At 52.4% G+C, this 13,156-nt stretch carries 13 protein-coding genes and 1 pseudogene; 3 read left to right on the top strand and 11 right to left on the bottom strand.

The features are described from left to right. The first annotated feature begins 145 nt into the window (after positions 1-145). On the top strand, positions 146-1,138 hold the full coding sequence (locus tag IKE44_RS07555; RefSeq protein WP_049625981.1) for an acyltransferase family protein: 993 nt from the start codon (positions 146-148) through the stop codon (positions 1,136-1,138). A 56-nt stretch (positions 1,139-1,194) separates the two neighbouring features. Here IKE44_RS07555 and thiE read toward each other — a convergent pair whose 3' ends face one another. The 11 genes and pseudogenes from thiE to IKE44_RS07500 all read right to left on the bottom strand — a co-directional run bounded on the left by thiE (position 1,195) and on the right by IKE44_RS07500 (position 10,399). Continuing rightward, a complete protein-coding gene (gene thiE / locus IKE44_RS07550) occupies positions 1,195-1,863 on the bottom strand; it encodes a thiamine phosphate synthase (RefSeq protein WP_049625119.1) in 669 nt (222 codons plus the stop codon). A 5-nt stretch (positions 1,864-1,868) separates the two neighbouring features. After that, positions 1,869-2,669 (bottom strand): bifunctional hydroxymethylpyrimidine kinase/phosphomethylpyrimidine kinase, encoded by an 801-nt coding sequence (gene thiD / locus IKE44_RS07545; protein WP_287465494.1) that lies wholly within the window; start codon positions 2,667-2,669, stop codon positions 1,869-1,871. Positions 2,670-2,686: 17 nt separating this feature from the next. Further along, complete coding sequence (gene thiM / locus IKE44_RS07540) at positions 2,687-3,496, bottom strand: hydroxyethylthiazole kinase (RefSeq protein ID WP_033015373.1); 810 nt, start codon at positions 3,494-3,496, stop codon at positions 2,687-2,689. Positions 3,497-3,665: 169 nt separating this feature from the next. After that, entirely contained in the window at positions 3,666-4,688 is a 1,023-nt protein-coding gene (locus tag IKE44_RS07535; RefSeq protein WP_049625982.1) for a glycosyltransferase family 2 protein, read from the bottom strand. Position 4,689: 1 nt separating this feature from the next. Next, positions 4,690-6,404, bottom strand: a pseudogene (locus IKE44_RS07530) (DUF6044 family protein). 113 nt (positions 6,405-6,517) lie between these two features. Beyond that, on the bottom strand, positions 6,518-6,667 hold the full coding sequence (locus tag IKE44_RS07525; RefSeq protein ID WP_155266792.1) for a hypothetical protein: 150 nt from the start codon (positions 6,665-6,667) through the stop codon (positions 6,518-6,520). 11 nt (positions 6,668-6,678) lie between these two features. Next, a complete protein-coding gene (locus IKE44_RS07520; RefSeq protein WP_033015378.1) occupies positions 6,679-7,434 on the bottom strand; it encodes a 5-oxoprolinase subunit PxpA in 756 nt (251 codons plus the stop codon). Continuing rightward, complete coding sequence (locus IKE44_RS07515) at positions 7,431-8,402, bottom strand: 5-oxoprolinase subunit C family protein (protein ID WP_049625116.1); 972 nt, start codon at positions 8,400-8,402, stop codon at positions 7,431-7,433. The genes IKE44_RS07520 and IKE44_RS07515 overlap by 4 nt, the downstream gene beginning before the upstream one ends. Beyond that, entirely contained in the window at positions 8,395-9,087 is a 693-nt protein-coding gene (gene pxpB, locus IKE44_RS07510) for a 5-oxoprolinase subunit PxpB (RefSeq protein ID WP_183084004.1), read from the bottom strand. Before pxpB ends, IKE44_RS07515 begins: the two co-directional genes overlap by 8 nt. Then, complete coding sequence (locus IKE44_RS07505; protein ID WP_287465491.1) at positions 9,078-9,833, bottom strand: IclR family transcriptional regulator; 756 nt, start codon at positions 9,831-9,833, stop codon at positions 9,078-9,080. Before IKE44_RS07505 ends, pxpB begins: the two co-directional genes overlap by 10 nt. A 131-nt stretch (positions 9,834-9,964) precedes the next feature. Further along, a complete protein-coding gene (locus IKE44_RS07500; RefSeq protein WP_033016602.1) occupies positions 9,965-10,399 on the bottom strand; it encodes a GNAT family N-acetyltransferase in 435 nt (144 codons plus the stop codon). A 304-nt stretch (positions 10,400-10,703) separates the two neighbouring features. On the opposite strand from IKE44_RS07500, the gene tnpA reads away from it, so the two are divergent. Further along, the gene (gene tnpA, locus IKE44_RS07495) at positions 10,704-11,105 is read left to right on the top strand and encodes an IS200/IS605 family transposase (RefSeq protein ID WP_044743973.1); all 402 of its coding nucleotides are present in this window, start codon (positions 10,704-10,706) and stop codon (positions 11,103-11,105) included. An 18-nt stretch (positions 11,106-11,123) separates the two neighbouring features. Then, complete coding sequence (locus IKE44_RS07490) at positions 11,124-12,587, top strand: transposase (RefSeq protein WP_227412724.1); 1,464 nt, start codon at positions 11,124-11,126, stop codon at positions 12,585-12,587. Positions 12,588-13,156 lie beyond the last annotated feature (569 nt).

Below are 13,156 nucleotides of genomic sequence, written 5' to 3'. Positions count from 1 at the left end.
GTGGCCGCGAAGCGCACCCTAGGTCTGTAAGATATCCACAAAACTGAAAAAGGATGTAAGGGATTTTGTCGAAAAATATTTTTTGGACACCCCTGAGGGGCCGAAAAGCCTTGATAAATCAACATTTCTAGAGGGAGGAAACACTGTGAAGGAGCGGGACTATTATTTTGACAACGCGAAGTGTGCGTTGATGCTCCTTGTCGTGTTTGGCCATTTTCTGCGCCCGTACATTGACGGCGTCTTATGGGTGCACAGCTTGTATACGTGGATTTTTTTCCATATGCCGGCGTTCATTTTCATTTCCGGCTATTTCGCCAAAAAGTTCTATGAACACGGCTACTTGCAAAAAATTACGAAAAAGCTGCTCATTCCGTACGTTCTGTTCCAGCTGCTGTACTCGGTCTACTACTTCTTCCTGTACGACAAACAGTCGTTGGAACTTGACTTGTTGACCCCGCATTGGAGCCTATGGTTTTTGCTCAGCCTGTTCAGCTGGAACGTGCTGCTGTTATGGTTCGGCCGGCTGCCGAAGCGGATCGCGCTGCCGATGGCGCTTCTTCTCGGCTTGGCCGGCGGGATGATGGAAGCGGAAAAATGGCTGAGCTTGTCAAGAACGCTCACGTTTTTCCCGTTCTTTTTGCTCGGGTTTTTCACGCCAAAGCCGGCGATCGAGCGCCTGTTTGCCGCACCGGTGCGCGTCGCTTCGCTGTTTGTGCTGACTGGCATGTTTGTGCTTATTCATTTCGGGTTTCCAGACTTGCCGCAAGACTGGTTGTACGGCTCAAAGTCATACGATACGCTCGGCGTGTCGGAGCCGGCCGGCGCGGCGGGCCGCCTTGCCATTTATGGGGCGAGCCTGCTCATGATGTTTGGCTTTCTGTCGCTCATCCCGAGCCGGCGCTTCTCGTTTTCCGTGCTTGGGGCGCGCACGTTTTACATCTATATCTTGCACGGGTTTATTTTAAAATATTTGCACGAAACGCCGTTTACGGATTTTATTATGGATGTGCACGGCTATCCGCTTCTGCTCGCGCTGTCAGTCGCCGTTATGCTCGTTCTCGGCAGCCGGCCGGTCGTCCGGCTCGTGCGGCCGCTGCTTGAATGGCGGTGGCCGAGGTGGCGGCAGACGGCTTCATAAGACGCAAAAAGGGTGTCCTGCGAACAGGACACCCTTTTGTCTTGTCTGTTTGATGGTCACCGTTTCACACGGGCAGCCCGCACCGCCTCCAATAAACGAGAAGCGGCGGCTTTAGGCGACGGAGATGACGCGATGGCGCTGATGACCGACACCCCGTCCGCTCCGGCCTCCATCACCTCTCTTGCATTGTCAGCCGTAATGCCGCCGATGGCGACAATCGGAATCGTAATCCCCGCTTCGCGGAGGCGGCGAAGAATATCGGGGCCTTGCGCTTCGTTCGCATCATCCTTTGAGCGGGTTGGATAAATTGGGCCGACGCCGATGTAATCAGCCCCTGCCGCCATAGCCGCCATCGCTTCTTCGACGTTGTGGGCGGAAACGCCTAAAATTTTATCACCGATTTTCTCCCGCACGCGCCGCGCGTCTTCATCATCTTGGCCGACGTGGACACCGTCGGCATCGATGGCCATAGCCAGCTCGACGTCATCGTTGACGATAAACGGCACGCCATAAGTGCGGCAAAGACGCTGCAATCTCTGGGCGAGCGCCGCTTTGTCTTCCCCTTTGAAAGCGCCCGGTCCTTTTTCGCGAAATTGAAACAGCGTCACGCCGCCGTCAAGCGCTTCCTCGAGCACCTGCTCCGCCGGCTTCTCACTGTTTGGGGTTCCCATAATAAAGTACACCGCCAACCGCTCTTTCATTTCTTCGCTTGTGATGCGCGTCACCCGTCTCACTCCCCATATTGCCGATACGCCCAATGGTTCGTCGGCCCGTGGCCTTGGCCGATGCCGAGCGGATAGGCAATCGCCGATTGTACAAACGCCTTCGCCGTTGCCACAGCATCAGCGGGGTGGCGCCCTTTCGCCAGTTCAGCCGCAATCGCCGCAGCGAACGTACAACCGGTCCCGTGCGTATGGCGCGTGTCGATCCGCTTGCTTTTAAAATACGAAAATCCGTCTCCATTATACAGCAAATCGACCGTTTCCTCGCCGTCGTCATCATGGCCGCCTTTAATCACGACGTAGCGGGCGCCCATCCGGTGCAGACGGCGCGCCGCTTCGCGGCGGTCATCCATCGTGCGGATGGCCGTGCCGGTCAGCGCTTCCGCTTCCGGAATGTTCGGCGTAATGACAAGCGCCAGCGGCAACAGTTCTTCTTTCAGCGCCGCCACCGCCTCTTCTTGCAGCAACGGGGCGCCGCCTTTCGCGATCATCACCGGATCGACGACAAGCCGCTCCCAGCCGTGTTTTTTCACCTGTTCAGCCACGGTGCGGATGATATCGGCGCTAAAAAGCATGCCGGTTTTCACCGCATCGGCGCCTAAATCAGCGGCCACCGATTCGATCTGGGCGGCGACCGCCTCCGCCGACAGCGGAAAGACGCCTTGCACGCCGAGCGTATTTTGCGCCGTCACCGCTGTGATCGCTGACATGCCAAACACACCAAGCTCTTGAAACGTTTTGAGATCCGCTTGAATGCCGGCGCCGCCGCCGCTGTCCGAACCAGCAATCGTCAACGCTTTGAATACCATGTGGCGCCCCTCTCCTTTTACCGTTGTTCGACCTGTCCGTCACGCTTCACATCATCGGCGCTTGTGTGCGCCAACGCGTCTAGAAACAACGACTGAAAACGGCCCGGACTGCGCTCCCCAGCTTCTGCAGCCGCCCGCTCCGCCGCGACGCCATAATAGGCGAGCGCCGCCACCGCTGCCTTCACCATATCACGCTCAACAGCGGCAAACGCCCCAATCACCGACGTCAACAAACAGCCCGTCCCGGTCACTTTCGTCAACAGCGGGTGGCCGTTGTGAACCAAATACGTCGTGTTTCCGTCCGTGACGACATCGTCCTTTCCGGTGATGATCACAACGGTGCCAAGCTTGGCCGCCGCCCGCTTCGCCAAAGCCGCGGCATCGCCGCTTCCTTCCCCGGCGTCGACGCCTTTAATCGCCCACGTCTCGCCGATCATATTGGCGATTTCCGCCGCATTGCCGCGGACCGCTGCAAGCTTCACCTGTTCGGCGATGCGGCGCGCTGTCTCCGTTCGATAGCGCGTGGCCCCGGCTCCGACCGGGTCGAACACCACCGGCACACCGGCTTCGTTCGCCGCCCGGCCGGCGATCAACATCGCCTCTACTTCCTCAGCGTTCAGCGTCCCGATGTTCAATACGAGCGCGCCGGCAAGCTTCGCCATCTCTGCCACTTCCTCTTTCGCATACGCCATCACCGGCGAAGCGCCAAGCGCCAGCAATCCGTTCGCCGTAAAATTCGTCACGACGACATTCGTCATATTGTGGACGAGCGGATTGGCCTCTCTCACCCGCTCGCGCAGTTCCGCCCATTCACGCCAATCGGCCATCACTTACCCTCCCCTTTCTCGACAAACACCCTTTGCCAGCTGGCGAAAGACCGCCTTCTCTGCATCCCCCGCCAATCCGCCATATCATTCCCATCCATCAGTCTACTCTTTCTTTTTTAGAATTGCAAGACAAAGAAAAACGGCGCGCTTGTGCACGCCTGCCGTTTCCTTATGGCCGCAGCCGCTTCTCCGCTTCCGCCTCCTCGGACGAAGCCGATGGCGACAGCCGCTGCGGCAGTGGCCAGTTCCATAAATCCAAATCGACGATGTAGCGCGGCCGCCGTTTCGTTTCCTTATAAATTTTTCCAACGTATTCCCCGATCAGCCCAAGGGCGATGAGCTGCATCCCCCCTAGCAGCCAAATCGAGGTAATGAGCGACGTCCATCCCGTCTCGGTATGTCCAGCCCACTTTAAAAAGAGAAAATAGGCGCCGAAGATGAGGCTGACGACAAACGAGAGAAAGCCGATGAGCGAAATAAAGCGAATCGGGGTGACGCTAAACGATGTGACCCCGTCGAGCGCAAAAGCGATCATTTTTTTTAACGGGTATTTTGTTTTTCCGGCCAGCCGTTCTTTCCGGTCGTAATAGACGACCGCCGAGCGAAAACCTAGAAGCGGAACGATGCCGCGCAAAAACAAGTTCACTTCCCCGAACTGTTCGAGCGCCTCGACCGCGCGCCGGCTCATCAGACGGTAGTCGGCATGGTTATACACGAGATCAACGCCAAACATCTTCATTAACCGATAAAATCCTTGGGCGGTATGGCGTTTAAACCACGTATCCGTATCGCGACGCCGGCGCACGCCGCAAACGATGTCATACCCTTCGCGAAACTTTTGCACAAATTCGCGAATGGCCGACAAATCATCTTGCAAATCGGCATCGATCGAAATCAAGCAGTCGGCGTGTGTTTTTGCCGCAAACAGACCGGCCAGCAACGCGTTTTGATGCCCAGCGTTGCGCGCCAGTTTCAGCCCTTTCACTTCCGGATGGCACAAGCTCGCCTTGTAAATGATTTTCCATGTATCGTCATGGCTTCCGTCATCCACGAACAAGAGCGCACTTTTGGGCGAAATCATTTTTTCCTCAACAAGTTCGCCGCGCAGCGCCTGCAAGCGGCGGATCGTCTCTGGGAGCACCTCTTCTTCGTTGTAACACGGCTCGACGATGGCTACTACCGGTTCGGACATCTCACGTTCCCCCTTTCCATGCGGCCTTGTATAAGTAAATCGTCCAAGCAGATTCGTCCGAGCGAAACACACGCTCAAGATGCAACGCGTTGTCGCTTGCGTTTTCAATCGGCAACGCCGAGAAAATATAACGCCCGCCCATGGCGTAAAACGCTTTTGTGTTCAATTCAAGATGGCGGATCGTCCGCTTCGACGTTTTCTTGAACATATAATGTTTGCCGAGTTCGTCGACAAAAAGGTAGCAACGCCCGCCCCATTCGTCAAAATACTCGCGCAGCTTTTTGTTTTTTTCCAGCTCCTTGGCGATAATGCAGCGGAACCGGTGTTTGTATTCCAACGGGTAAAAGTTATTGTACGTATCAAGCGTGTAAAAACCGTTGTACTGGGCGATCGCCGGGTGGATGCCGATGCTGGCGACGCGATATGTATGGACGGGACGGCCGATATACTCGCGGATGGCGGCAAATTGCTTCTCAGCGTAAAATTCGCGAAATGACGGCTTGTTGCGGTAGACGATTTCCTCATTGTGCAAGACAAGCACCAACAGCTGCAAAGCGATCGCCGCCGCGCTGACCGCCCGCCACCGCCGTCCTTCCTGCCAAATAATTTTCAGCGCCATCGCAAACAAAACGTAAATGACCATCGGCCGCAAAAAATGATAGCGGGCGAAATTGAACTTATCGAGCAAATCAAACCGTTCCGTGAGCGGCAGCCATCCTTTGTAAAACCAAAATGCATACCATGTCGACAACGCGAAGTTCAATACGTGCAGCACAAGAAACGGCATTTCCTGCCGCCAGCGCTTCCGCTTCCACACGAAGTACAAGGCGATGAGCGTCACCGGCAAAATGACGAACCCGTGCACCGTCATCACATGAGTATGGCCGAGCACATAGTTTTTGAACGTCAGACGGATCACCCGCAAAGCGGCAGGCGGGCGTGGAAATATTCGTCTCGGCTTGTCGGTTCATCGGAAAACAAGAGCGAATGGACAAGCCGGTAGTCGACCGCCGAATAGAGCACCGTCATATAGACGATGGCCGCCAAAAACCGCCAATTCCAACCCTTGCCGCGGATGACATCAATGAGCCACCAAATCCCAAGCGCGCTTAGGAAAAAGAAAAAGCCAAGCACAAAGCTCGAGTAAAGCGGCAAGAGCGTCAACACCGCCCAATTCACCCATGAACGCTCCCCGCCCCGAATGTTTAAAAACGCCCAAAGCGCAAGCGGCATGCCGAGCGTGCTCAACATCCCCGACGGCCAAAACGGCGTCAGCGCGAACGTTAACGAAACGCCGATGCGGATCCATCCCCAGCGTCCGGCCGGCAGCACATGCTTTTTCAGCAAAAGATACATGCCGACAAACGCGAACACGCGGGTGATGGCTTGGCTGAGCCCATAGGCGTAAATGGACGGAAACAAAGCGTGAAGCCAGACGATGCCGCTGAACTCCGTCCCGAACGCGTTGCGCGGCAATCCGTTAATGATTTGCGGGATGATTCCGTCAACCGGTCCAAACAGTTCGCCGCTTCGGGTGAGCACTTTATACCAGGCAATGTTGGAATCCAAATTGTCATGGACGCGCATATGCGCATCTTCACCGAGCACAAAGTACGGCGACACATATAAGGCGATGGCCAGCAGTGAGAAGAACAGAAGTCGTTTTTCTGTCACCAGCGCCTCTCTCCCTCCTTTCGCCCGGCTGATGTCTTTCATTATTGTTCAACAAATGAGGAAAATTATTCATAATGATGGCAAAAAACGGACGGCAAACGAAAAACCGCTGTCGGCCGGGCAAAGCCGGCTGGCAGCGGTTTTGAATTCGGCGCTTAGCCGGCGAAAATCGGCACGTGCATGCTGTGCACCATCCCGGTGACATGGAAAAACGGCAATGTCGCCAACCCGAGAGCGATGGCCGATGTCGCCATCAAAAAAACGGCCCCGATCAACACGCTTAATCGGCTTTCATTCTTATGCATTGTCTCTCTTCTTATCGCAGCGCCTGAATGGCAATGCCTTCTTGCTGCAACGCTTCATACAACCGCTTGGCAAATCGCACCGCCTGCTCATTGTCGCCATGCAGGCAGACGGTGTCGGCTTCAATCGTCACGTCCGTCCCTTGCAATGAGCGGACGCGCTGTTCGCCAACCATGCGAAGCACTTGGCGGACCGCCTCATTTTCATCCACAATGATGGCACGTGCATCACTTCTTGGAGTGAGCGAACCATCCGCCTGATACGTCCGGTCGGCGAACACTTCGCTCGCGGTTCGCAAGCCATAAGCGCGGCCCGCGCGGATGAGCTCGCTCCCCGACAAACCATACAAGACAAGCGACGGGTCGACATCGCGCACCGCTTTGGCGATCGCTTCGGCCAACGCCGCGTCTTTCGCCGCCATATTGTACAAGGCGCCGTGCGGCTTCACATGCGTCATCACGCCGCCTTCCGCCTTGACAAAGGCTGCAAGTGCGCCGATCTGGTAAACAACGTACGCATACACTTCTTCGGGTGAAACCGCCATCGCCCGCCGCCCAAATCCGAGCAAATCAGGAAGACCGGGGTGGGCGCCGATGGCAACGCCATGCTGGATGGCGAGCTGCACCGTCCGCCGCATGACGAGCGGATCGCCAGCGTGAAACCCGCAGGCGATGTTGACAGACGTAACGTATAACAATATTTCTTTCTGCCCAAGCTCGTATGCACCAAAACTTTCGCCAAAATCGCAATTGAGATCAATGACCGTCATGATTCTTCCCCCCATTGGCGGCGAATGGCGGCAATCCACCGATCCAGCCGTTGCTGTTGTTCGATATAAAGCTGCACCGCTTCCTCAAGCGCGATCGGTCGAAACTGGATACGGTCGCCGGGACGCGCCTGCGCCAACAAAGGCAAATCGACCGCTGCCACTTGGGCGATGCGCGGGTAGCCGCCCGTTGTCTGGCTGTCGGCCATCAACACGATCGGTTGGCCGGACGATGGCACTTGCACAGTGCCGAAGACGACGGTATCCGACACCATCTCCTTCTCGCGGGCGCGGACTAGCGCCGGGCCTGCGAGCCGGCAGCCGATCCGGTCGGATTGGGGCGTCACCTCATAGAAGGCGGCAAACAACTGAGTGCGGCTGTCCGGCGTAAACTCGTCATATTCCGGACCAGGGACAGCGCGCACCGTTTTCGTTTTTCCGCCGATATAGCGGCTGGCCAACCGGGAGAGCCCCCAACGCAGCGGCTTTGAAGGGAAAATGAGAGCGGCCGGCCCAATCTTCAACACATCCCCGCGCCGCAACGGCCGGCCCGATACACCGCCAAGCTGCGCCGGGACGTACGTTGAACGGCTGCCCATCACAGGCGAAACATCAATGCCGCCTGCTACGGCCATATACGCTCTCCATCCCACTCGGCATGCCCCGATTTCCAACACATCGCCCGGCTTGACGGCCGCCGGCTTCCAAAGCACCAACGGCTGCCCGTTCAGCGCGCATGAGAACTCGCCGCCGCATATGGCGATCACCGTTTCGGCGTGAAACCGAATCGTCGGCCCGGACATCGTCGCCTCGAGCACCACCTCATCGCCATGGTTGCCGACAAGCGCATTGGCAAGGCGATACGCCCACGCGTCCATCGCCCCGCCCACCGGCACCCCGGCATGCCGGTAGCCGAAACGCCCGCTGTCTTGAACGGTCGTAAAAAATCCGCCCTCCATGACTTCAATCATGTTCATCTCTCCAACGTGCAAATTCATCGGCGCCAATCGGCCGAAATTCAACAATGTCACCGGCGGAAAGCAAGCTCGGCTCCTTCCGGTGCGGGTCAAATACGCGGAGCGGCGTCCGGCCGATCAGCTGCCAGCCGCCCGGCGTCGCCAGCGGATAGACGCCCGTCTGCCCGCCGGCGATGCCGACCGAACCGGCGGGCACTTTTGTGCGCGGCACCGCCCGCCTCGGTGTGGACAAACGCGGCGACAAGCCCCCCAAATACGCAAACCCGGGCGAAAACCCGATCATATAGACACGGTAGCGGCCGGCCGAATGAAGCGTAACCACCTCATCTTCCGTTATCCCGTGAAAGCGGGCGACCTCTGGTAAGTCCGGCCCAAATTCACCGCCATAGCAGACAGGAATAACAACCGTTCGCGCCAAAGGCCGGTCCGTCTGTCCAGACGACTCGACCTTTTCGCGCAGCCACCGGCATACGTCCGCATAACCAATCGCCAGCGGGTCGTAATACACGGTAAGCGATGAAAACGCCGGCACAATTTCGTTGACCCCTTCTTTTCGTTTTCTCTTTAGGCGAACCGCTGTCTCATGAACGATATCATTTACGGTCTCATCGATATAATCGGCAAACCGGACGGTCACTGCATATTCACATAACGGAAACAGCGTATAGTTCATTTCCATCCCTTTCCTTGAAAGCCAAGTTCACGTGAAATCTCCATCGCCGCCTGCCGAAGCAACGGAACGATGCGCGCCACATCATCCGGCAAAAAACGCTGTTCCGGGCCGGCGACACTCAGCCCGGCGATGGCCGCGCCTTCATGGTTAAAAATCGGTACAGCCACAGCCGCCGAATAGTTTTCCAGCTCAGAATAGCTGACCGTATAGCCCCGTTTCCGATCTTCTTCCAACTGCCGACGCAACGCCTGCTTGTCCGTTACGGTATTTTTGGCGATTTTGACAAGTTTTGTTCGTTCCAAATAGCGTGCTTGCTCTTTTTCGTCCATAAAGACCAGCAAAGCGCGCGGGCACGCGCCGGCGTACAGCGGCGCGCGCCGGCCGACTTTCGTATAGACGCGCACCGGCTCGGACGTCTCGACTTTTTCAATATAGAGCGCCTCATCACCGTCGCGGATGACAAGATTCACCGCTTCGTTCGTCGCTTCTTTCAGCCGCCCCATCACCGGCAGCGCCACCCGACGAATATCGAGCCGCTCGGCAACGAGCGACCCAAACGTCAACAATGCCAAACCGAGTTCATAGTGATCGCCCCGCTTTTGCAAAAAGCCAAGCGCGACAAGCGACTGCGCCATCCGGTATACCGATGTTTTCGGCATCTGAAGCCGTTCGACCATCTCTGGCAAAGTCAACCGTTCGCAGTCGAGAAACAAATCAAGCAGTTCTTTTGTTTTTAACACCGTTTTGTTCATCATTGCCCCTCAATTCCGAATATCAGAATATTAATTCCAAAATACGGACTATATATTCTTATTATAATGAAAAGTAGGACAATTTCCCACCCCCAAAATGAAAAGCGTCTGCTGAACAGACGCCGTTGGATTCAACTCGATAAGCGTTTTGAAAACACATAACTGACTTTTGCATATTCCATTTTTTCCTCATAAAAGCGATGGGCGTCTATCCGTTGCAGGCCGGACGACAGCGAAACAATCCCGTAGCCATGCTCCCTCGCCCACTCGTGCACATAGGACAACAACGCCTTTCCATATCCTTTCGAACGTTCGCTCGAAGCGGTAACCAAATCGCACACCCAAATAAAGCGGCCGTTATAGAGCGTGATCATCGGCATGAATCCGACAACCGCAACCATTTTGTCCTGATCATATAACGCCACAAGCTGATACCCTTCTTGTTCTTGCGCTTCTCGCACGAGCGCCGTGTAGGTTTCCTCATCCAAATGGGTGCGCAGCTCACGCATCACCGGAAAGGCGCTTCTCACTTCTTCCTCCGTTTCAAGCCAAACGAATCGCGGCACGATTCCTATCTCCCTTCTTCTATTTCTACATTCATGATATCAATATTTATCTAAAAATGGAACTGCCTCCTTTCCGCAACGTTGATCATCGTTTCGAAAGAAGACTCTCGCTTCAAACGCGTAAAGGTCGCAGCCCAGCAATCAGCGGAAGCTGAATGTCGGCTGATAAACCAATAATTACAGGATGCGTTTCGTGAAAGCCCACGACTTTAGTCGTTGGGATGAAACGAAACAAAAAATATTAGATAATTGACTCCTATCTAATATTTTGTATAATAAATATTAGATAGGAGGTGTTTATCTAATGTCTAATGATAAGTATACTCATAAAAATGGAATTGTTTATTTAAATCAATATCATGTTATATTTTGTCCAAAATATAGACGTAAAGTATTAGTTGGAGATATTGAAAAAGATTTAAAAGAGATTTTGTATGAAGTAGCGAAAGAAAATGATGTTGAAATTAAAGCGTTAGAAATTATGCCAGATCATGTTCATATGTTTATTTCTTTTGATCCACGACAGCATATCCATAAATTAATACAAGCATTTAAAGGAAAAAGTAGTCGAATACTAAGAGAAAAATATCCTTCGTTAAAAAGCAGACTACCGTCGCTATGGACACGAAGTTATTTTTGTTGCACAATTGGTCATATTTCAGAAGAAGCGGTTAAACAGTACATCGAAAACCAAAAGAACGTATAAAGGAATATAAAGGAAGTGGTGTCATTGGCGAAAACAAAAACCAAAAGCTACGTGCTGACGTTGAAACTCAAAACAGAATTATGGCAAGCGCACATATTAGAGAAACGTTTTGAAATTGGCAGAAAAATATACAACGCTTGTTTGGGCGAATTGCTGAAACGGTATAAAAAACTACAACACGATAAGCAGTATCGTCATCTAATCCAACAACCAAAATCAAAAGAAAGAAACAACTTGCTAAATGAGTTATATCGGCAGTACGGAATCAATGAATACGCTATGCACGATTTTGTTAAGCCAATGCAACACCATTTCAAGAAACACATCGACTCACACACCGCACAAAAAATCGCTACGAGAGCATGTATGGCAATGGAAAAACTAATCTTTGGCAATGCCAAAAAAGTGTCTTTTAAAAAATACAACGATATGGATTCATTAGAAGGAAAAACAAATAGCACAGGCATCCGTTTCAAAAACAAACATTTGCTTTGGAATGGTTTATCTATTCCTGTTATAATTCGCTCAAACGATATATATGCACATACGGCTCTACAAGACCGTATAAAATATTGTCGCATCGTTCGTAGACGGATTAGGGGGAAAATCAAGTATTTTCTCCAACTCACCCTTGAAGGTGTGCCGCCAAAGAAAATAAACCGTCAAACAGGAGAAGTAAAACATCCAATAGGGCAAGGCGATGTTGGCATCGACATAGGAACACAAACCATCGCTATTTGTTCAATGAATAATGTCAAGTTGTTCGTTCTTGCGCCGAGCATCGAAAACATAGAAAAGCAAAAGCGAGTTCTTCAACGAAAATTGGATCGTCAAAGACGGGCGAATAATCCACACAAATACAATGAAGATGGAACAATAAAAAAAGACAACAAGGAAAAATGGGTTTGGAGTAAAAATTATCTAAAAACTCGTCAACAACTAGCCGAGTTGCAAAGAAAGATGGCTGAAAAACGTAAACAAGATCATCAACGGCTTGCTAATTGGATCATCACATTAGGCCATCATATCCAAGTAGAAAAAATGAATTTCAGAGCACTTCAAGCAAAGGCAAAAGAAACAAAAGTCGATGCCAACGGAAAATACAAAAAGAAAAAACGATTTGGGAAAAGCATTGCGAATCGTGCGCCAAGTTTGTTTTTGAACATACTAAATCAAAAACTGCAATATGAAGGCTATTCCCTTCAATACATCGACACATTTAGCGTCAAGGCAAGTCAATACGACCATCAAAACGATGAGTACAACAAGAAAACACTTTCTCAACGATGGCATGAAGTAGACGGACACAAAGTACAACGAGATTTATACAGCGCATTTTTAATCATGAACGTGAAAAACAATCGAAAAGAAATAGATAGGAACAAATGTTTAGAGAGATGGGATCAATTTATTCGACTGCATGATGAAGAAATCAAACGACTTCGTCTTCAGCCATATGTCGTAAGTAGCATGGGAATTTAAATGATAAAAAGCGTCTTGAATCGGGCGCACAGGGCGATAAGCACCAGTAAGGTGTTTGCCCATGAAAGTCTTGTGGAAGTAGAGTCAGTATCCATGCGAAGGTATGGAAGAAGCTCTATAGTACACAAGAACCCCGTGGCTTTAGCCATCGGGAGGTTCAGAGCCGCAGGCGCAAATACGGCTTCAGCGTTGAAAATGGGATCGAGAATTCACAAATGCCGGCGGTGTAAGGGGCTATTTCATCCTATTTCGCGCAGAAGTGGGAGAGGAATGCGCGTTCCCCTTTTCTTTTGTGTATGATATAATAAAGGCGTGGAGAAAACCGTTTAATAAAGGCACTCCAATAACTGCTACTCGATGTATGGAGTTGGTTACAGGAAACGTTGTAGCCGTAAAACATCGAGCGTAGATCCGTCTGTTGTGTGTGGAAGCCAAGTACTGTCAAGGCCGATTATTTTTTCCCCAAAATCGCCGGTTTAAAATTCCCCAGAAGGACCTTTCATTGATCCTTCTGTTTTTCTTCTTGGAGCCTCTTTTCCCGTAATCGATAGCTTTCCCCATTTAGGTTG

It is taken from the genome of Geobacillus sp., from assembly GCF_017515625.1.
Lineage (GTDB): Bacteria > Bacillota > Bacilli > Bacillales > Anoxybacillaceae > Geobacillus > Geobacillus stearothermophilus.
The sequence above is the reverse complement of the archived record's forward strand: the minus strand, read 5'-3'. Positions and strand labels throughout refer to the sequence as shown.

What these genes read in the sequence shown, in the direction of transcription:
- thiD (WP_287465494.1), bottom strand. Translation starts at nt 2,669, where the DNA reads ATGGTATTCAAAGCGTTGACGATTGCTGGTTCGGACAGCGGCGGCGGC.
- thiM (WP_033015373.1), bottom strand. Translation starts at nt 3,496, where the DNA reads ATGGCCGATTGGCGTGAATGGGCGGAACTGCGCGAGCGGGTGAGAGAG.
- IKE44_RS07535 (WP_049625982.1), bottom strand. Translation starts at nt 4,688, where the DNA reads ATGTCCGAACCGGTAGTAGCCATCGTCGAGCCGTGTTACAACGAAGAA.
- IKE44_RS07525 (WP_155266792.1), bottom strand. Translation starts at nt 6,667, where the DNA reads ATGCATAAGAATGAAAGCCGATTAAGCGTGTTGATCGGGGCCGTTTTT.
- IKE44_RS07520 (WP_033015378.1), bottom strand. Translation starts at nt 7,434, where the DNA reads ATGACGGTCATTGATCTCAATTGCGATTTTGGCGAAAGTTTTGGTGCA.
- IKE44_RS07515 (WP_049625116.1), bottom strand. Translation starts at nt 8,402, where the DNA reads ATGATTGAAGTCATGGAGGGCGGATTTTTTACGACCGTTCAAGACAGC.
- pxpB (WP_183084004.1), bottom strand. Translation starts at nt 9,087, where the DNA reads ATGGAAATGAACTATACGCTGTTTCCGTTATGTGAATATGCAGTGACC.
- IKE44_RS07505 (WP_287465491.1), bottom strand. Translation starts at nt 9,833, where the DNA reads ATGAACAAAACGGTGTTAAAAACAAAAGAACTGCTTGATTTGTTTCTC.
- tnpA (WP_044743973.1), top strand. Translation starts at nt 10,704, where the DNA reads ATGTCTAATGATAAGTATACTCATAAAAATGGAATTGTTTATTTAAAT.